This window comes from Streptomyces sp. NBC_00986 (genome assembly GCF_045162565.1).
Lineage (GTDB): Bacteria > Actinomycetota > Actinomycetes > Streptomycetales > Streptomycetaceae > Streptomyces.
Genome location: NZ_CP108733.1, coordinates 2,378,158 through 2,397,121 on the forward strand (window position 1 = coordinate 2,378,158; position 18,964 = coordinate 2,397,121).

Sequence of the window (18,964 nt, forward strand, 5' to 3'; positions counted from 1 at the left end):
CAGCAAGGGCGCACTTCACAACACGCCAAGAGCGCACTTCGGTAACTGTCAACAATATTGTGAGCACTAGGCATTGACCTGGCCGCGACGGGGCCTTACGTTCCCGCTCAACACCAATTGAGCACCACTGTGCGGTGTGCGCACAGCCTGTCGGAACACCGTCGTCTGCACAGGAGTTGCCATGCGTCGTCTGCTCGTCGGCCTCGCGGCCGGATCCATGCTGGTCGCCGCGTCGGCCTGCGGTTCGTCCGGCAACGGAGCGTCGGACAACAGCAGTTCGTCCACCGGAACCACCACGGTCAAGGTGGGGGTCATCCCCATCGTCGATGTCGCCCCGCTCTACCTCGGCCAGAAAGAGGGCTTCTTCAGCAAGCACGGCCTGAAATTGTCGATGACGCTCGCGCAGGGCGGCGCGGCCATCGTGCCGGGTGTGGTCAGCGGCCAGTTCCAGTTCGGCTTCTCCAACATGACCTCCCTGATGCTCGCCGAGTCCAACAACGTTCCCGTGAAGGCCATCGCCAACGGCGTCGCCTCAACGGGCGTGTCCGGCAAGGACTTTGGCGCCCTCGTCGTCAAGAAGGGCAGCACCCTCAAGTCGGCGAAGGAGCTGGAGGGCAAGAAGGTCGCGGTCAACACGCTGAAGAACATCAACGAGACGGCCGTACGCGAATCCGTCCGCAAGGCCGGCGGCGACCCGGACAAGGTCAAGTTCGTGGAGCTGGCCTTCGACCAGATGCCTGCCGCCCTCGACAAGGGGCAGATCGACGCCGCCATGGCCGTGGAGCCAGCGCTCACCACCATGCTGAACCAGGGCGCCCAGCAGATCGCCTGGCCGCTGGTCGACGTCGCGCCGAACCTCACCGTCGCCATGTACTTCACGTCGACGACGTACGCGGCCAAGAACCCGGACGTGGTCAAGAAGTTCCAGGAGGCCACCGCCGAGTCCCTGGCCTACGCCGACGCCCACCCGGACGAGGTCCGCCAGATCGTCGCCACCTACACCAAGGTCCCGTCGAGCGTGCTGGCCAAGGTGATCCTGCCCAAGTGGCCCGCGGATCCCAACCGTTCGTCGATCGAGACGCTGGAGAAGCTGAGCGTGACGGACGGTCTCTTCAAGACGGCCCCCGACCTGGACAAGCTGCTTCCGTGAAGGGACTGAACACCGCACTCGGTGCGGCCGGACTCGTGGCCTTCCTCGCCCTCGGCGAGGTCGTGCCGCGCGTCGGCATCGTCAAGGAGGCGTACTTCCCGCCGACCAGCAGGATCGCCTCCGCGTTCTGGGACGAACTCAAGGACGGCGCCTTCTGGTCGGCCCTCGGCGACACCCTCACCGGCTGGGCCCTGGGCCTGGCGATCGCCGTCGGCGCGGGCATCGTCGTCGGCGTCCTGCTCTCCGTGGTCCCGCACCTCCGCGAGGCCACGGCCTCGACGATCGAGTTCCTCCGCCCGATCCCGTCTGTCGCCCTCATCCCCCTCGCGGTGCTGTTGTACGGCACCGAGTTGAAGTCAGTGCTATTGCTCGTCGTCTACGCCTCCTTCTGGCAGATCCTGATCCAGGTCCTCTACGGCGTCCAGGACGTCGACCCGGTAGCCGAGGAGACGGCGCGGTCGTACGGTCTCGGCACCTGGGCCCGGGTCCGGCACGTGCTGTGGCCGAGCGCGCTGCCGTACGTCATGACGGGCGTGCGACTGGCGGCGGCCGTCGCGCTGATCCTCACCATCACCGCCGAACTGGTCATCGGGGCACCGGGGTTGGGCAAAACCATCGCGATCGCGCAGGCCTCCCAGGCGGTGCCCGACATGTACGCCCTGATCGTGGTGACCGGTCTGCTGGGGCTGCTCATCAACGTGGGCGCGCGGACGGTGGAACGGCGGGCGCTGGCCTGGCACCAGTCGGTGCGCGGGGAGGTGGCGGTGTGAGGCGGATGCTGCTCCGGCTGCTGTTCGCGGTCGCACTGCCGGCCGTACTGATCGCCCTGTGGTGGCTGGCGTCGGACGGCAGCACCAACGTGTACTGGCCGCCGCTGCGCACGATCCTGAAGACCTTCCCCGACGTGTGGACCGGCGACCGCCTCAAGACGGACGTCCTGCCCAGCATCCTGCGCCTCGCGGCCGGTTACGCCACGGCGGCCGTCGTCGGCGTCGCGCTCGGCACGGTCATCGGCTCGTACCGACGGGTGCGCGCGGTGTGCGAACCGGTCCTGGAGTTCCTGCGGGCCGTACCGCCACCGGTGTTGGTCCCGGTCATCATGCTGTTCGCGGGCATCGGCGACACGATGAAGATCGTCGTCATCGCGAGCGGCTGCGTGTGGCCCGTCCTCCTCAACACCGTCGAGGGCGTCCGCGCGGTCGACCCCGTCATGAAGGAAACCGCCCTCTCCTACGGCATCACGGGCGTCGCCCGGCTGCGCACGCTGGTGCTGCGCTCGGCGAGCCCGCAGATCTTCGCGGGGCTGCGCCAGGCGCTGTCCATCGGGATCATCCTCATGGTCATCAGCGAGATGTTCGCGGCCACCGACGGGCTGGGCTTCACCATCGTCCAGTTCCAACGCAGCTTCGCCATCCCGGACATGTGGACGGGCATCCTCGTCCTCGGGATCCTGGGGTTCCTGCTCTCCGTCGTCTTCCAGGTGGTCGAGCGGCGGGTGCTCGGCTGGTACCACGGCCTGCGCGCCGCCAACCGCCGTTCCTCGTAAGGCTCATGAAAGGGCGGTCCATGCTCGACGTACGTGGCCTGAACAAGGTCTACGAGGGTTCCGGTCGCCGGGTGGAGGCGGTACGGGACCTCACCTTCACCGTCGACGCCGGCGAACTCGTCTGTCTCGTCGGCCCGTCGGGCTGCGGCAAGACCACTCTACTGAAGTGCATGGGCGGCCTGCTCACCCCGACCGCGGGCGAAGTCCTCCTGGGCGGGCGGAAGGTGAGCGGTCCGCCGCCCGGGATGGCGTTCGTGTTCCAGGAGTACGGGCGCAGCCTCTTTCCCTGGATGCGGGTCGGCGAGAACGTCGAACTCCCTTTGAAACAGAAGAACTTGTCGAAGGCCCGGCGGCGTGAGCTGGTCGCGGACGCGCTGGAGTCGGTGGGGCTGACGGAGGCGGCGGAAGCGTATCCCTGGCAGCTGTCCGGCGGTATGCAGCAGCGGGTCGCGATCGCGCGGGCGCTGGCGTACGAGCCCGAAGTCCTGCTGATGGACGAGCCGTTCGCGGCGGTCGACGCGCAGACCCGGGCCGATCTGGAGGATCTCGTACGGGGGTTGTGGCGGGAGCGCGCCATCACGATCCTGTTCGTGACCCACGACATCGACGAGGCCGTGTACTTGGGCGAGCGCGTGGTCGTGCTGTCCGCGTCGCCGACCGTCGTGCAGGAACAGCTGAAGGTCGATCTGCCCGTGGAGCGCGACCAGTTGCACACCCGGGTCGCCCCGCGCTTCGCCGAACTGCGGACCCATGTCTACGAGCAGATCCAGGCGGCGAAGCGCGGGACGCTTCCGGTTCAGGACCGGCTCACGAAGTGAGGTACGCCTCCACTTCGCTCAACTGCCCTGCGGGCCATCCGGTGTTGGCGGTGATGTTGAGCCGCACATAGCGCAGGTTCGTGCCGCTCGGCAGGGCCACGGTGACCGAGTTCCCGGTCGCCGGGTCGAAGCGGTAGCCGGTGGAGCCGACGACGGTCGAGTAGGCCGAGCCGTCGGTGCTGCCCAGCACGGACAGCGTCTGCGTGCGGGCGCCCCACGCGGAGGACGGCGGCAGCTTCAACACCAGCCTGCGTACGGCCTGGTTGGAGCCGAGGTCGACCGTCCAGGCCTGCGGGAAGGCGTTGTTGGCGGACTCCCAGTAGGAGTTCGCGTCGCCGTCGACCGCCTTGCCCGGCGTGTAGACGTCCTGCGAGCCGGTCGCCGTGGCCGGGCGGCCCTTGGCGAGGTTGGTGTTCTGGTCCGGGGGCGGGTTGCCCTGGCCGGGCTGCGGCCAGGTCGAGCAGTCCGACCAGGTGCTGCTCCAGCCGGAGTTGCCACCGCCGTCGGTGAGAGTGAAGGCGCCGGAGCCGGACGGGTAGGGGCAGTTGTAGATGCCGGCCGCGCCGACGCCGGTGGCCTGCACGTTGCTGAACTTGGCCGCGCCCTGTGCCTCGGCCTGGACGACGACCGTCCCGGTGTTCTGCACACTGGCGCCGCTCACGGTGACGTTGCCGGTCGAGTAGCCGTGGCCGCCGCCGGACACGAACTCGAAGGCGCTGTACGGGCTGTTGGTGATGGTCGTGTTGGTGATGTTGACGGTGGCGTTGACCGCGCTGTCGTACGAGTCGACGCGCAACGCGCCCATGGGATGGCCCCAGTTGGGGTTGATCGCGCCGGTGCGGACGAGGGTGTTGCCGTCGACCGTGATGGTCCCGGCGAGCGGGGAGAAGGGGTCGAGGAACTTCTGGTTGGAGATCGCGATGCCGCTGCCGAGGGCGTTGGTGTCGGAGACCAGGTTGTTCCTGACCGCGATGTTCGTGCCGCCGTAGATCGCGATGCCGTTGGCGAGGTTCGGCTGGGAGATGGTGTTGTTCTCGAAACTGCTGTTGGTGTCCGGGGAGTTGAGCGACCACATGGCGAGGGAGTCGTCGCCCTGGTTCCGGAGGAAGTTGTTGCGGACGATGACGCCGTGGGCGCTGCCGTTGAGGTTGAGGCCGTCGGCGGTGGTGTCGAGGATGCGGTTGTTCTCGACGACGAGGTTGTCGTTGTTGCCCGTCAGCCAGAGGCCGACCTTCAGGTGCTGGATCCACATGCCGGAGACCGAACTGCCCGGTCCCAGCGACCCGTTGACGAAGTTGTCGGGGTTGGAGTCGACGCGTTCGGTGACCTCGCCGATGACCGCGAAGTCCTTGAGGTGGACGCCGCCGGAGGAGCTGGACTGGTCGATGAAGCGCGAGGTGTGCACGACCGAGTACCACTGGCCGGCGCCCTGGAGCGTCACGTTCTGCACTCCGCTGAGGGAGGAGGTGAGCCGGTAGTCGCCCGGCGGGATCCACACCACTCCCCCTTGGGCGGCGGAGATGGCGTCCCGGAAGGCCTGGGTGGAGTCGCCCGCGCCGCTGGGGTCGGCACCCCTGGAGACCACGGACACCGACCCTGCGGGCTGCGCGGCGGCCCCGGCGACCTGCTCGAAGTCGGCGACGTCGACGGTGACTTGGGTACCGGTCGCCACGAACGCGACCTTGTCGCCCTGCTGCACGTTCTGGCCGAGCAGGAGCCGGGAGTTGTCGAAGAAGTGGTGCGTCTTGGCGCCCGCGATCCAACTCGTGTCGACGTACGAGTACTTGGACGTGACGGCGAGTGTCCTGCTGATCTTGACGCCGTTGACGTACACGTCGAGGCTGCCGCTCTGGCCGTCCGGGACGTTGTACGACACGTTCACGGCGTTGGCCGCGCGCGGCACGGTGAACTCGACCCGCTGCCCGGAGGTGAGCCGTACGGCCTGTCGTCCGGAGGCCTCGGAGGCGAGGGTCCCCTGGGTGTAGTCGGGGCCGATCTTCGTGCCGGTGGTGGTGGCCGACTCCGCCTCGACGGACGTGAAGGGGAGGGAGGCGCCCGAAGCCGCGTGGGCGGCGGCGGGAGTCAGGGCGACGAGCATGCCGGCGGCGAGCGCGACGGCCGCACCGATCATTGGCATGCGCCTGACAGATCTGAAGGTGGTGCTGTGCATGTGCTGATCCCTTCGAGGTGGGGGTGCGGGGATAGCGGATGCAGGGTGACGGCCCGGGGCCGGCGGCTATACGGTGCGCAGCCAGGCGGCCGTGTCCCGCGGCAGGCGTCCCTGGTCGTCCAGGGGGCCGCTGGTCAGCAGGAGGTGGGTGTGGGCGGGGAGGTCGGCGGGCGTGTCTGCGAGGTTGACCACGCAGGTCAGGCCCTCCGCGCGGGCGAAGGCGAGCACGCCGTCGGGGGCGGGCAGCCAGGTGAGGGGGCCGTCCCCGAAGACCGGCCGGAGGTGGATCGCCTCGCGGTAGAGGTTGAGCATGGAGTCGACGGTCCGCTGCTGACGGTCGACCGCATACGATGTCCAGCCGACCGGCTGCGGCAGCCACGGCTCATCACGCGAACCGAAGCCCGCGTACGGTGCGCCCTCGACCCACGGCAGCGGCACCCGGCAGCCGTCCCGGCCGGGGTCGGTGCCGCCGGACCTGAGGTACATCGGATCCTGTATGCGGTCGACGGGCAGCTCGACCTCGGGCAGCCCCAGCTCCTCCCCCTGGTAGAGGTAGACCACTCCGGGTAGGGCCAGCGACAGCAGCGCCGCCGCCCTGGCGCGCCGGGTGCCCAGCGCGAGGTCGGTCGGGGTGCCGAAGGCCTTGGTGGCGAAGTCGAAGCCGGTGTCGGCGCGGCCGTAGCGAGTGACCGTGCGGGTCACGTCGTGGTTGCACAGGACCCAGGTGGCGGGCGCGCCGATCGGGGCATGCTCGGCGAGGGTCTCGTCGATCGACGTGCGCAGTCGCTCGGGGTCCCAAGGGCAGGACAGGAAGGCGAAGTTGAAGGCGGTGTGGAGTTCGTCGGGGCGGAGGTAGCGGGCGAAGCGCTCGGTGTCGGGGAGCCAGACCTCGCCGACGAAGACGGCGCCGTACTCGTCGGCGACGGCCCGCCAGGAGCGGTAGATGTCATGGAGTTCGTCGCGGTCGACGAAGGGGTTGGGGTCTCGCCCCTCGACGAAGTCGGGCAGGTCGGGGTCCTTGGCGAGCAGCGCCGCCGAGTCGATGCGGACGCCTTCGACGCCGCGCTCGAACCAGAAGCGCAGGATGTCCTCGTGCTCCTGACGCACCGCCGGGTGGGCCCAGTTGAGGTCGGGCTGCTCGGGGGTGAACAGGTGGAGGTACCACTCTCCGTCGGGGAGGCGGGTCCACACGGGTTCGGTGGAGCCGGCGAACTGCGACGGCCAGTCGTTGGGCGGGAGTTCACCGTGCTCGCCGCGTCCCGGGCGGAAGTGGAACAGGTCGCGTTCGGGTCCTCCGGCGAGCGCGGCGCGGAACCACGGGTGCTGGTCGGAGACGTGGTTCGGCACGATGTCGACGATCGTGCGGATGCCCAGCTCCCGTGCCTCGGCGATGAGTTTCTCCGCCTCGGCGAGCGATCCGAAGGCCGGGTCGATGGCGCGGTAGTCGGCGACGTCGTAGCCGCCGTCCTTCATCGGTGACAGGTACCAGGGGTTGAACCAGAGGGCGTCCACGCCGAGTTGGGCGAGATACGGCAGTCGGGAGCGGACGCCCGCGAGGTCGCCGGTGCCGTCGCCGTCGCCGTCCGCGAAGCTGCGGACGTAGACCTGGTAGATGACGGCGGAGCGCCACCAGTCGTCCTGGCTCTGGGCAGGGGTGGGCTGTCCCACGGTGCTGGCCTTTCTGTCGGGGGCGTCGAAGGGGGCGGTGTCAGCCCTTCGTGCTGCCCGCGCTGATCCCGGCGATGATGTGCCGCTGGAAGACCAGGAACATCGCGACCATGGGGATGCTCGCGATCACCATCGCGGCGATGAGCACGGTCAGTTGGATGTTCTGGGACAGCTGGACGAGTGCCACGCTGATCGGCTGTTTGTCGGTGTCGGAGAAGACCATCAGCGGCCACAGGAAGTCCTGCCAGACGGCGACGAGCGCGAAGATCGACACGACGCCGAGGACCGGGCGGGACATGGGCAGGACGATGGACCACAGGATGCGGAGTTTCCCGGCGCCGTCGATCTCGGCGGCTTCCATGACGTCGCGCGGGAGTTGGTCGAAGAACCGCTTGAGGAGATACAGGTTGAAGGCGTTGGCGACGGCGGGCAGCCAGATGCCGAGGGGGCTGTTGAGCAGGCTGGTGTGGATCAGCGGGAGGTCGGCGGCGGTCAGGTACTTCGGTACGACGAGTGCCTGGGCCGGGACCATCAGCGTCGCCAGGATGCCGCCGAGGATCAACTTGCCGAAGGCGGGCTTCAGTTTGGACAGGGCGTAGGCGGCGGCCGTGCAGAGGACCAGCTGGAACGCCCAGGCGCCGGCGGCCTGGACGACCGTGTTCCAGAGGTGCTCCGGGAGCTGCATCAGGTCCCAGGCGTCGGTGTAGCCGCTGAGGTGCCAGTGGTGGGGCACGATCGTGGGCGGGGTCTGCGCGATCTCGTCCGGCGACTTCATCGCGCCGGTCACCATCCAGTAGACCGGGAAGAGGAAGGCGAGGGCGAAAAGCACGACGACGCCGGTGAACACCGTCCAGTAGACGGCCTTTCCGCGCGGCCGGGCGAGGCTCGCCGGAGAGAGCAGCGTGCGGGTGGTCACAGGTCGTCCTCTCCGGAGCGGGTCAGCCGCAGATAGAGGGCCGAGAAGACACCGAGCAGCACGAGGAGCATCACGCTGAGCGCGCAGGCGCCGCCGAAGTCGTTGTAGAGGAAGGCGTATTTGTAGATCAGGTAGAGCACGGTGACGGTGGCGCTCTCCGGTCCGCCGCCGGTGATGACGAACGGTTCGGTGAACACCTGCATCGTGGCGATGATCTGAAGGAGCATCAGCATCAGGATGACGAACCGGGTCTGAGGGATCGTCACGTACCGGACGCGTTGCAGCAGGCTCGCGCCGTCCAGTTCGGCCGCCTCGTACAGCTCGCCGGGGATGGACTGGAGCGCGGCCAGGTAGATCAGGACAGTGCCGCCCAGGTTGGCCCAAGTGGCCACGATCACCAGGGAGATGAGGGCGGTGTCCGTGCCGTTGGACCAGTTCGAGGTGGGCAGGTGCAGGAAGCGCAGCGTCTCGTTGGCGAGGCCGGCTCCCGGGTCGTAGAACCACTTCCACAGCAGGGCGGTGACCACCGGCGGGATCATCACCGGGAGGTAGACGACGACCCTGAAGAAGGCCTTCCAGTGCCTCAACTCGTTGAGGACCAGGGCGAGTACGAAGGGGATCGCGAAGCCGATGAGCAGGGCCAGCACGGTGAAGACGAGGGTGTTGCGCCAGGCCGCGGCGAACTCGGGGTCGTGCCAGACCTGGGTGAAGTTGTCGGTGCCGACCCACTCGGGCGAGGAGCCGGGCGTGTACTTCTGGAAGGCGATCACGACCGCGCGGATCGCCGGGTACCAGGAGAACAGGGCGAAGCAGATCAGGCCGCCGATGAGGAAGGCGTAGGCGCGGGCCTGGTCGAGGAGGCGGCGCCGCCCCAAACCCCCTGGCGGGGGCGGCGCCTCGACCTGTCGTACCGCCGTCGTCTCGACGGGACTCCGGGTGGCCGTCCGGGTCATCGGGTCAGCCCCGGGCCAGGATGCCGTCGATCTTTCCGGAGGCGTCCTTGAGGAGTTGGTCGATGTTCGCGTCCTTCTTGGTGAGGACGGCGGAGACGGCTCCGTCGAGGACGGAGTAGATCTGCTGGGCGTCCGGCGGCTCGATCTTCATCTGGAGCGACTGGTTGCCGTCGAGGAAGGCCTGGTAGTTCGCCACCGGGACATTGGAGTTGGCCTTCTTGATCTGCTGGTCCTTGACGTCGGCGGCGCCGCTGAACAGGCGCGGTTCGGGCAGCCCGACGGGTGCGTTGGCCTTCTTGGCGCGGGCGTAGTCGCCGAGGAAGCCGCTGCCCGGGGTGAGGAACATGCTGTCGAGCCACTTGAGGCCGGCGCGGATCTGGGCGGGCGTGTCGTGCTTGTTGAACATGTAGCCGTCGCCGCCGATGAGCGTGCCCTGGCCGCCGGGCATCGGGCCGAGGGCGAGGTCGTCGTAGTTGCCGCCCTTCTCCTTGACCAGGATCGGGATGTTGTCCGGCGCGGAGAGGTACATGCCGAGCTTGCCCGAACCCATCAGCTGCTGCACGTCGTTGATGACGAGGAGCTGCTTGCTGCCCATCGAGTTGTCGGTCCAGCGCATGTCGTGCAGGTTCTGCAGCACGGCGTGGCCCTGCGGGGTGTCGACGGTGGCCTTCTTGCCGTCGGCGCTGACGACGTCGCCGCCCTGCGAGTACATCTCGGCGGTGAAGTGCCAACCCCCTTGGTTCTGGGCGCTGTAGTCGGCGTAGCCGACGGTGCCGTTGCCTAGCGCGGCTATCTTCTTCGCGTCGGCCCGTACCTCGGCCCAGGTCGTCGGCGCCTTGTCGGGATCGAGACCGGCCTGCTGGAAGAGCTTGCGGTTGTAGATCAGACCCATCGAGTAGCCGGTGCGCGGGATGCCGTAGATCTTGCCGTCGACGGTGTAGATGTCACGCAGCTGCTTCTGCAGCGTGTCGTAACTCTTCAACTCCTTGATGTACGGCGTGAGATCGGCGGCCTGGTTGATGTCGACGACGTGCTTGGCGTCGGTGAAGTACGTGTAGAACACGTCCTCCATCTGGCCGCCGGCGAGTTTGGCGTCGAAGGTCTTCGGGTCCTGGCAGGGGAACGCGTCGTGGGTGACGACGTCGATGTCGGTGTTCTTCTTCTCGAAGGCCGCGACATCGGAGTCGAAGAACTTGCGGTCGACTTTGGCGCTCTTGGGCGGCTCGCAGTTGACCGTGATGCGCGTCTTGCCGCTCGCCGAGTCGTCGCCGGACCCGCAGGCGGAGGCAGTGAGCGCGAGAGAACAGACGCCGATCGCGGCGAAGGTGCGGCGGAACCCGGTGCTTCTCATCGGTGGACCCCTCTGGGCAGGAGCGGTGGGCGCCGCACACTCAAGCACCGCCGACACCTGTCCGCAAGATGTCGCGCAGAATCTGTAATTATTCGACAGCGCGCTGACGCTCAGCCGCGCGGGGCTTGCGCGGTGGAACCACGCACTACCAGTTCCGGTTCGAAGAGCAGCTCCTCGGCCGGTACGGCGGTGCCGCCGACCTGTGAGTTCAACAGCTCCACGGCGGCCCGGCCCATGGCCTCGATGGGCTGGCGGACCGTGGTCAGCGGGGGCTCGGTGCAGTTCATGAAGGCGGAGTCGTCGTAACCCACGACAGAAATTTGTGACGGGACGTCAAGTCCCTTGCGGCGGGCGGCCCTTACCGCGCCCAGGGCGAGCGGGTCACTGGCGCAGATGATGCCGGTGACGCCCCGGTCGATCAGCCGGGAGGCCGCGGCGTGACCGCCCTCGATGGAGAAGATCGCGCGGGCGACGAACTCGTCGGGCAGGTCGGCCGCCAGGGCCCGCGCGGCGGCCAGCTTCCGTGCGGACGGCATGTGGTCGGCGGGGCCGAGGACGAGCCCGATGCGCTCGTGGCCGAGGGAGGCGAGGTGCCGCCAGGCCTGCTCGACTGCGACCGCGTCGTCGCAGGACACAGCGGGGAAACCGAGGTGGTCGATGGCCGCGTTGACCAGGACGACCGGGATGTTGCGCTCGGCGAGCAGCCGGTAGTGGTCGTGCGGCGCGTCCGCCTGCGCGTAGAGCCCGCCGGCGAACACGACGCCGGAGACCTGCTGTTGGAGCAGCAGGGTCACGTAGTCGGCCTCGGAGACGCCGCCCTTGGTCTGGGTGCACAGCACCGGGGTCAGGCCGAGTTGGGCGAGCGCGCCGCCGATCACCTCGGCGAAGGCGGGGAAGATGGGGTTCTGCAGCTCGGGCAGCACCAGACCCACGAGCCGCGCGCGCTCCCCGCGCAACTGTGTGGGCCGCTCGTACCCGAGAACGTCCAGGGCGGAGAGCACCGCCTGCCGGGTGGGCTCGGAGACTCCGGGTTTGCCGTTGAGCACCCGGCTGACCGTGGCCTCGCTGACCCCGACCTTCTTCGCCACCTCAGCAAGTCGTCGCGTCATGTGCGCAAGAATAGCGCAAGATACGCAAGTGGTTTGCGTTATGAGGCGGCCGGATCAAGCCGATCCCGGCCCCCGGCCCCGGTCAGTCGTGGGCGGCCCACAGCCCGCGGACGTGCCCCAGGTGCCGGGTCATGATGTCACGCACGGCCGCCTTGTCACGGTCCAACAGCGCGTCCAGCAGCTCCAGATGCTCCTGAGCGGAGGCAAGCAGCCGCCCTGCCTTGACGAGGGCCGTCAGCCCGTAGAGGCGGGAACGCCCCCGCAGATCACCGACGACCTCGACGAGGTGGGCGTTGCCCGCAAGCGCGAGCAGGCCGAGGTGGAAGCGGGTGTCGGACTCGACATACGCGATGAGGTCACCGGCCACGGCCGCGTGGACGATCTCCCTGGCGGCCGGACGCAGCGCCTCCAGCGAGACGGGGTCGGCGGTCTCGGCCAGCCCCACCACCGTGGGGATCTCGATCAGGGCTCGGATGTGGGTGTACTCGTCGAGCTGCTTCTCGGAAACGGCCGTCACCCGGAACCCCTTGTTGGGAACGGTGTCGACCAGCCCCTCCTTGGCCAGGTCCAGCATGGCTTCGCGCACCGGGGTCGCCGAGACACCGAAGCGGGCGGCGAGCGTCGGCGCGGAGTACACCTCACCCGGCCGCAGCTCCCCCGCGATCATCGCGGCCCGCAGGGCGTCGACGACCCGCTCGCGATAGCTGCTCTTCTTGCCGCCCAGCGTGGGCAGATCCGGAGCGGTGGTGGGCGGGGCGCTGGCTCGCTGGACGGCCATCGGAGGTCTCCTAGTGGTGCAAGGTCACACACGGTGCAATGTCACGCGTGACCGGCCATTATCCCCGGTCTAGAGGATGAATCCGCCCGGGAACGGATCGGCGGGATCGAGCAGGTACTGGGCGGTCCCGGTGATCCAAGCCCGGCCGGTGAAGCTGGGCAGCACGGCGGGGACTCCGGCGACCTCGGTGGTGTCGAGGAGCCGCCCGGTGAACTGCGTACCGATGAAGGACTCGTTCACGAACTCGGTGTGCAAAGGGAGTTCACCGCGCGCGTGGAGCTGCGCCATACGGGCGCTGGTGCCCGTTCCGCACGGCGAGCGGTCGAACCAGCCCGGGTGGATCGCCATCGCGTGCCGGGAGTACCGGGCGGTGGCGCCGGGCGCGTACAGGTGGACGTGATGGCAGCCGCGAATGGAGTCGTCCTCGGGGTGGACGGGCTCGTCCCGATCGTTGATCGCCTCCATGAGGGACAGGCCCGCCTTGATGATGTCGTCCTTGCGGGACCGGTCCAAAGGCAGCTCGAACTGGTCCAGCGGCAGGATGGCGTAGAAATTGCCGCCGTACGCCATGTCGTACGTCACCGTCCGCCCGTCGGTGAGGGTGATCTTGCGGTCCAGGCCGACGGAGAACGACGGGACGTTCTTGAGGGTGACGTTCTTCGCGGCGCCGTTCTCTACTGCGACTTCGGCGACGACGAGTCCGGCCGGGGTGTCGAGCCGGATCGTGGTGACCGGCTCGACGACCTCGACCATGCCCGTCTCGACGAGCACGGTGGCCACCCCGATCGTGCCGTGCCCGCACATCGGCAGATAGCCGGAGACCTCGATGTAGACGACGCCCCAGTCGCAGTCGGGGCGCGTGGGCGGTTGCAGGATGGCACCGCTCATCGCGGAGTGGCCGCGCGGTTCGTTCATCAGGAACTGCCGGATCTGGTCGCGGTGTTCGCGGAAGTACAGCCGCCGCTCGTTCATGGTCGCACCGGGGATCGTGCCGATGCCGCCGGTGATCACGCGGGTGGGCATGCCCTCGGTGTGCGAGTCGACGGCGTGCAGGACGAGTTTGCTGCGCATGACGCTCCTGATGAATGCCGGTGAACCACTGTGCCGTTGACTACGCGAGCCCCGCCGCGACCGCCTTCTCGGTGGCCGCCCGCACGGTCGCCTCCTGCTCGGGCAGCAGCGGGACGCGCGGCGGACGGACCGGGCCGCCGTGCCGGCCCACGATGTCCATGGACAGCTTGATGGCCTGCACGAACTCGACCTTGGAGTCCCAGCGCAGCAGCGGGTGCAGCTGCTCGTACAGCTTCTTCGCCGTGGCCAGGTCGCCGTCGACGGCCGCGTGGTACAGCTCCACGGAAGCGGCGGGCAGCGCGTTCGGGTAACCGGCCACCCAACCCTTCGCACCCGCGAGCGCGAGCTCCAGCAGGACGTCGTCGGCGCCGATCAACAGGTCGAGTTCCGGGGCGAGTTCGGCGAGCTGGTACGCGCGGCGGACGTCGCCGGAGAACTCCTTGACCGCGTGGATGTACCCCTCGCCGTGCAGCTTCGCGAGCAGCTCCGGCACCAGGTCGACCTTGGTGTCGATGGGGTTGTTGTACGCCACGATCGGCACGCCCGCCTTCGCGACCTCCGCGTAGTGCGCGAGGACCGAACGCTCGTCGGCGCGATACGCGTTGGGCGGCAGCAGCATCACGGCGGCGCAGCCGGCGTCACGCGCCTGCTCGGCCCAGCGGCGGGACTCGGCGGAACCGTAGGCGGCGACACCGGGCATCACGCGCGCGCCGCCGATCGCGGCGACGGCCGTCTCGACGACTTTGGACCGCTCCAGCGGGGTGAGTACCTGGTACTCGCCGAGTGAACCGTTCGGCACGACACCGTCGCAGCCGTTCTCGACGAGCCAGGAGCAGTGCTCGGCGAACTTGTCGTAGTCGACAGCGAGTTCGTCGGTCAGCGGGAGGGCGGTGGCGACGAGGACGCCGCGCCAGGGGCGGTTCGGGGTGGTGGTCATATGGAGTCCGATCTCAGTAGCGCGTGTCTCAATAGCGCGTGACATTTCACTGATGAACAGGGCGTACGGTCAGTCCGGCTCAGGTTCGGGCTCTCCGGCATGAGCCAGCACCCCGAGCGGTACAGGCCGCGCGAACGGCCGCCGGGACGGGGTGAGTTCGCACCCGGCCAATCCCGCGACAGCCGGCCCGCACATCCGCCCCTGGCACCAGCCCATCCCGGCTCGCGTCAGCAGTTTCACGGTCCGTACGTCACCGGCTCCGAGTCCGTCCACGGCCTCACGGATCGCGCCCCCGGCGACCTCCTCGCAACGGCAGACCACGGTGTCGTCGGTGACGAGATCGGTCCAACGGGCGGGCGGTGCGTACACGGTGTCGAGGGCGGCGAAGAACTCCCGCAGTCTCGTACGGGACTTGGCGGCCGGCGCCCAGGTGCGCGGGTCGGGTTCGGTGCCGTTGAGGCGTGCTGCGGCGGAGCGTCCCGCGATGTGGCCCTCGGCGAGGGAGAGGGCGGCGCCGCCGATACCGGTGGTCTCGCCGGCCGCCCAGACGCCGGGGACGTCGGTGCGCTGTTCGTCGTCGACCTGCACATCGAGTCCGTCGAGCCCACAACCCAGCGTCTCCGCAAGGTCGGTGTGCGGAAGCATGCCGTGGCCGACGGCGAGGGTGTCGCAGGCGATCCGGCGTTCGGTGCCGGGCCGGACGCGCCCGTCGGTGTCGAGTGCGGCGACGGTCACCGCCTCCAGCCGCTCGTCACCGTGGGCCTCGACGACGGTGTGCCGGGTGAGCAACTTGATCCGATGGCGCAGGAGTTGAGCCGCGTACTGGGCACCCTCGGCGACCTTGCCGGGCTGTGCGGCGAGTGCTCGGGTCCGTCGTACGAACGCCTTGGGGTCGGCGGACTCGACGAGCGCGGCCACCTCGACACCCGCTGCCGCGAGGCCGGTCGCCACGGGGAGGAGGAGCGGTCCGGTGCCGGCGACCACTGCGGTGCGGCCGGAGACGGCGAGTGTGCCCTTGAGCATGGCCTGGGCGCCGCCCGCGGTGAGGACTCCGGGAACGGTCCAACCGGGGAACGGAAGGACTTTCTCGTAGCCGCCGGTGGCGAGGAGGACGGCGTCGGCGCATACCTCGACCGGGGCCTCCTGCTCGGGGCCGAGGAGGGCGTGCACAGTGAAGGCGTTTCGGTCGGCGTCGTCGGCCTGCTGCTTCAACAGCCTTTCCACAAGCCAGACATGATGGTCGGTCAAGTGTGTTGCACGGCCTGCCTCTACGTGTCGCGCGAGGGAGTCCCGCAGCCGCTCCCATGTCCGCCACTGGTGGTGCAGGGCCTGCGGGCGTCCGGCGTTCAGTGCGGTGGCGGGCTGTCGGTAGAACTGGCCGCCCGCCCGCGCCGCCGAGTCGATCAGGGTGACGCGGACGCCGTGAGACGCGGCGGCCACTGTGGCGGCGAGTCCCGCCGGGCCCGCGCCGATCACGGCGAGGTGCGGTCGGTCGTCAGTCATCGTGGCCCGTCCCCTCCTGCGTACGGATGGCGTCGCCCGGGTGCAGGGGCACCAGACAAGCCCGTTGGTTCGGGCGGGAGTTGACGGTGACGAGGCAGTCGTAGCAGACGCCGATCCCGCAGAAGATGCCGCGTGGGCGGCCCTCGCCGCGGGTGTTGCGCCAGGACGTCACGCCCGCCGTCCACAGTGCGGCGGCGACGGTCTGGCCGGGGAGTGCCTCGATCTCGCGGCCGTCGAGGGTGACCGTGAAGGCCGGGCCCGGGTGGGCGTCGGCGAGGTCCAGCGGGGAGTTCACGCGCCCTCCTTCTCGGGGAACTCGGGGGACTCTGGGAAGCGGTCGGGCCGGAAGGGGGCCAGGTCGAGGTCCGGGGTCTTGTCGCCGAGCAGTTGGGCGATCAAGTGCCCTGTGCCGGTGGCCAGTCCGATGCCCGCACCCTCGTGCCCGCAGGCGTGGACGAGGCCGGGAACCCGGGGGTCCGGGCCGATGGCGGGGAGGTGGTCCGGCATGTACGGACGGAAGCCGAGGTAGGAGCGCATCGCGTGGACGTCGGACAGGAACGGGAACAGTTTCGTCGCGCCCGCCGCCAGCGCCCGGACGACCGGCAGCGAGAACTCCCGGTCGAAGCCCACCCGTTCGCGGCTGGCACCGATCAGGACCGGTCCAGCGGCGGTACCCTCCACGACCGGTGAGGTCTGCAGGGCGGCCGAGTCGCTGGCCACGTCGGCCACGTAGTCGGCGGCGTACACCTTGTGGCGGACCAGGCGTGGCAGCGGTTCGGTGACGAGGACGAAGCCGCGGCGCGGGAGGACGGGGAGGGTGACTCCGGCGAGGGCGGCGAGTTCGCCGCCCCAGGTGCCGGCCGCGTTGACGACCGTGGGGGCGAGGATGTCGCCCCGGTCCGTGCGGACGCCGTGGACCGTTCCATCCGACTTGAGGAGTACGTCCGTCACCGTACGGCCGGTGAGGAGGCGGGCGCCCGAGGCCCGGACGAGGTGGGCGGCGGCCAGGGCCGGCATCACCTGGCAGTCCTGGGGGTAGTACACGCCGCCGGAGAGACCGGGGGCGAGATGGGGTTCGAGGTCGTACAGGGCGTCGCCTTGGACCGGTCCAGCGACGACTCCCGCGGCGCGCTGCTCCTCGGCGAAACGCTCCAGCGTGGCGAGTCCGTCGGGCGTGGAGGCGACGACGAGGCCGCCCTTCGCCTCGTACTCGACGAACTCCCCGAGCTCTTCGGCGAGTTGGGCCCACAGCCGGCCGGAGAGGAGGGCGAGGTCGAGTTCCGGGCCCGGCTCCTTGTCGGAGACGAGCAGGTTGCCCTCACCGGCGCCGGTCGTGCCGCCGGACACCGGGCCACGGTCCACGATGACGACGTCGAGGCCCGCCCGGGCCGCGTAGAGAGCGCAGGCCGCGCCCACCATTCCGGCTCCGACGACCACGACATCGCAGGTCAGTCGCTTGCTCACGACAGTACTATGTCACATGACTCTCTGATTGAGTATGTCCCGACGCGAATGTCACCACACCCGGAATCACCACACACGGAAGAGGTGCCCGACGTGGCCAAGGGCCGAAAGAACGGTCTGTACCGAGGAATCTCCGACGAGCTGTCCGCCCTGATGCGGACCGGTTGGGCCGACACCGAGCGCACGGATCTGGAACCGACCGAGCAGGCGCCGCACGCGGCGCGCCGCCGGGCCGCACTGTCCGCGCTCTTCCCGGGCGAGCGCCTGGTCGTGCCGTCCGGACACCTCCTGATCCGCTCGAACGACGACCACCACCCGTTTCGCCCGTATTCCGGCTATGTGCATCTCACCGGCGACCAGGCACGCGACGGTGCCCTCGTCCTGGAGCCCCGCCCCGACGGCGGCCACGACGCGCACTGCTACCAGCTCCCCCGCGACAGCCGGGACACCGACGAGTTCTGGACGGGCTACACCGCCGAGCTGTGGATGGGCCGCCGCCGCTCGCTCGCCGAGTCGGCGCAGGTGCTCGGACTGCCCTGCCGTGACATCCGGACGATCGCCGAGGACCTGGCGAAGGCCTCCGGGACGCCCACCCGCATCGTCCGCGGCATCGACCCGGCCCTGGACACGGCGCTCGACACCGACGAGGACCGCGACGACGAGTTCGAGTCGGCCGTCTCCGGGCTGCGGCTGGTCAAGGACGCGTGGGAGATCGGCGAGATGCGCCGGGCCGTCGACTCCACGGTGCGCGGATTCACCGATGTCGTACGGGAGTTGTCGCAGGCGGTCGCCACCTCGGAGCGCTGGATCGAGGGCACGTTCTTCCGCCGGGCACGCGTCGAGGGCAACCATGTCGGCTACGGCTCGATCTGCGCCGCCGGTGAGCACGCCACGATCATGCACTGGACCGACAACGACGGCCCGGTCCGCCCCGGTGAACTCCTCCTGCTGGACGCGGGAGTCGAGACGCACAGCCTCTACACCGCCGACGTCACCCGCACCCTCCCGATCAACGGCACGTTCTCCCCGGTCCAACGCACGGTCTACGACGCGGTGTTCGAGGCCCAGGAGGCCGGCATGGCGGCGGTGAAGCCGGGTGCGCACTACCGGGACTTCCACGAGGCGGCCCAACGGTCCCTGGTCGAACGGCTGGTGGAGTGGGGCTTCATCGAGGGGCCGGCCGAGCGGGCGTACGAGCTGTCGCTCCAGCGGCGGTTCACGATGGCGGGCACCGGGCACATGCTCGGGCTCGACGTCCACGACTGTGCCCAGGCGCGGAGCGAGGAGTACGTGGACGGGGTCCTCGAACCCGGCATGGTGCTCACCGTCGAGCCGGGCCTGTACTTCCAGCCCGACGATCTGACGGTGCCGGAGGAGTGGCGGGGCATCGGCGTGCGGATCGAGGACGATCTGCTGGTGACCGCCGACGGCTACGAGAACCTGTCAGCGGGGCTGCCGCGTTCGGCCGACGAAGTCGAGGCATGGATGCGTGAGTTCGCAGGTTGAGTGCGTCGACCGGTCACCCTGGCA

17 protein-coding genes are annotated in these 18,964 nt (G+C 69.2%); 5 read left to right on the top strand and 12 right to left on the bottom strand.

Going from position 1 to position 18,964, the window contains the following annotated elements; genetic code table 11:
* Nucleotides 1–181: 181 nt before the first annotated feature.
* The 4 genes from OG504_RS10430 to OG504_RS10445 are packed head-to-tail and all read left to right on the top strand — an operon-like array spanning nucleotide 182 to nucleotide 3,514.
* Nucleotides 182–1,150: an ABC transporter substrate-binding protein gene (locus tag OG504_RS10430; RefSeq protein ID WP_405989533.1), complete on the top strand. Its 969-nt coding sequence runs from the start codon at nucleotides 182–184 to the stop codon at nucleotides 1,148–1,150.
* A complete protein-coding gene (locus OG504_RS10435) occupies nucleotides 1,147–1,920 on the top strand; it encodes an ABC transporter permease (protein WP_405989534.1) in 774 nt (257 codons plus the stop codon). Before OG504_RS10430 ends, OG504_RS10435 begins: the two co-directional genes overlap by 4 nt.
* Nucleotides 1,917–2,696 (top strand): ABC transporter permease, encoded by a 780-nt coding sequence (locus tag OG504_RS10440; protein WP_405989535.1) that lies wholly within the window; start codon nucleotides 1,917–1,919, stop codon nucleotides 2,694–2,696. Before OG504_RS10435 ends, OG504_RS10440 begins: the two co-directional genes overlap by 4 nt.
* Nucleotides 2,697–2,716: 20 nt before the next feature.
* A complete protein-coding gene (locus tag OG504_RS10445; RefSeq protein ID WP_405989536.1) occupies nucleotides 2,717–3,514 on the top strand; it encodes an ABC transporter ATP-binding protein in 798 nt (265 codons plus the stop codon).
* On the opposite strand, the gene OG504_RS10450 is transcribed toward OG504_RS10445, so the two are convergent.
* The 12 genes from OG504_RS10450 to OG504_RS10505 form a co-directional block, all read right to left on the bottom strand.
* Entirely contained in the window at nucleotides 3,504–5,684 is a 2,181-nt protein-coding gene (locus tag OG504_RS10450; protein ID WP_405989537.1) for a discoidin domain-containing protein, read from the bottom strand. The genes OG504_RS10445 and OG504_RS10450 overlap by 11 nt on opposite strands.
* A gap of 66 nt (nucleotides 5,685–5,750) precedes the next feature.
* The gene (locus OG504_RS10455; RefSeq protein WP_405989538.1) at nucleotides 5,751–7,352 is read right to left on the bottom strand and encodes a glycoside hydrolase family 13 protein; all 1,602 of its coding nucleotides are present in this window, start codon (nucleotides 7,350–7,352) and stop codon (nucleotides 5,751–5,753) included.
* 40 nt (nucleotides 7,353–7,392) lie between these two features.
* Nucleotides 7,393–8,268 carry a carbohydrate ABC transporter permease gene (locus OG504_RS10460; protein ID WP_405989539.1) on the bottom strand — a complete coding sequence of 292 codons (876 nt, stop codon included), beginning with the start codon at nucleotides 8,266–8,268 and terminating at the stop codon, nucleotides 7,393–7,395.
* Nucleotides 8,265–9,221, bottom strand: a complete 957-nt coding sequence (locus tag OG504_RS10465; RefSeq protein ID WP_405989540.1) for a carbohydrate ABC transporter permease — start codon at nucleotides 9,219–9,221, stop codon at nucleotides 8,265–8,267. Before OG504_RS10465 ends, OG504_RS10460 begins: the two co-directional genes overlap by 4 nt.
* A 4-nt stretch (nucleotides 9,222–9,225) precedes the next feature.
* Nucleotides 9,226–10,572 carry an ABC transporter substrate-binding protein gene (locus OG504_RS10470; RefSeq protein ID WP_405989541.1) on the bottom strand — a complete coding sequence of 449 codons (1,347 nt, stop codon included), beginning with the start codon at nucleotides 10,570–10,572 and terminating at the stop codon, nucleotides 9,226–9,228.
* Between the two features lie 110 nt (nucleotides 10,573–10,682).
* Nucleotides 10,683–11,681, bottom strand: a complete 999-nt coding sequence (locus OG504_RS10475) for a LacI family DNA-binding transcriptional regulator (protein WP_403585941.1) — start codon at nucleotides 11,679–11,681, stop codon at nucleotides 10,683–10,685.
* Nucleotides 11,682–11,763: 82 nt separating this feature from the next.
* Nucleotides 11,764–12,459, bottom strand: a complete 696-nt coding sequence (locus OG504_RS10480) for a GntR family transcriptional regulator (RefSeq protein ID WP_405989542.1) — start codon at nucleotides 12,457–12,459, stop codon at nucleotides 11,764–11,766.
* Between the two features lie 69 nt (nucleotides 12,460–12,528).
* A complete protein-coding gene (locus OG504_RS10485) occupies nucleotides 12,529–13,530 on the bottom strand; it encodes a proline racemase family protein (protein ID WP_405989543.1) in 1,002 nt (333 codons plus the stop codon).
* A 40-nt stretch (nucleotides 13,531–13,570) separates the two neighbouring features.
* The gene (locus OG504_RS10490) at nucleotides 13,571–14,467 is read right to left on the bottom strand and encodes a dihydrodipicolinate synthase family protein (protein WP_405989544.1); all 897 of its coding nucleotides are present in this window, start codon (nucleotides 14,465–14,467) and stop codon (nucleotides 13,571–13,573) included.
* Between the two features lie 69 nt (nucleotides 14,468–14,536).
* A complete protein-coding gene (locus OG504_RS10495) occupies nucleotides 14,537–15,970 on the bottom strand; it encodes an FAD-dependent oxidoreductase (RefSeq protein WP_405989545.1) in 1,434 nt (477 codons plus the stop codon).
* Nucleotides 15,963–16,265, bottom strand: coding sequence for a (2Fe-2S)-binding protein (locus OG504_RS10500; RefSeq protein WP_405989546.1), 303 nt, complete (start codon nucleotides 16,263–16,265; stop codon nucleotides 15,963–15,965). The genes OG504_RS10495 and OG504_RS10500 overlap by 8 nt, the downstream gene beginning before the upstream one ends.
* Nucleotides 16,262–17,434 (bottom strand): NAD(P)/FAD-dependent oxidoreductase, encoded by a 1,173-nt coding sequence (locus OG504_RS10505; RefSeq protein ID WP_405989547.1) that lies wholly within the window; start codon nucleotides 17,432–17,434, stop codon nucleotides 16,262–16,264. The genes OG504_RS10500 and OG504_RS10505 overlap by 4 nt, the downstream gene beginning before the upstream one ends.
* A 93-nt stretch (nucleotides 17,435–17,527) precedes the next feature.
* On the opposite strand from OG504_RS10505, the gene OG504_RS10510 reads away from it, so the two are divergent.
* On the top strand, nucleotides 17,528–18,940 hold the full coding sequence (locus OG504_RS10510; protein ID WP_405989548.1) for an aminopeptidase P family protein: 1,413 nt from the start codon (nucleotides 17,528–17,530) through the stop codon (nucleotides 18,938–18,940).
* Nucleotides 18,941–18,964 lie beyond the last annotated feature (24 nt).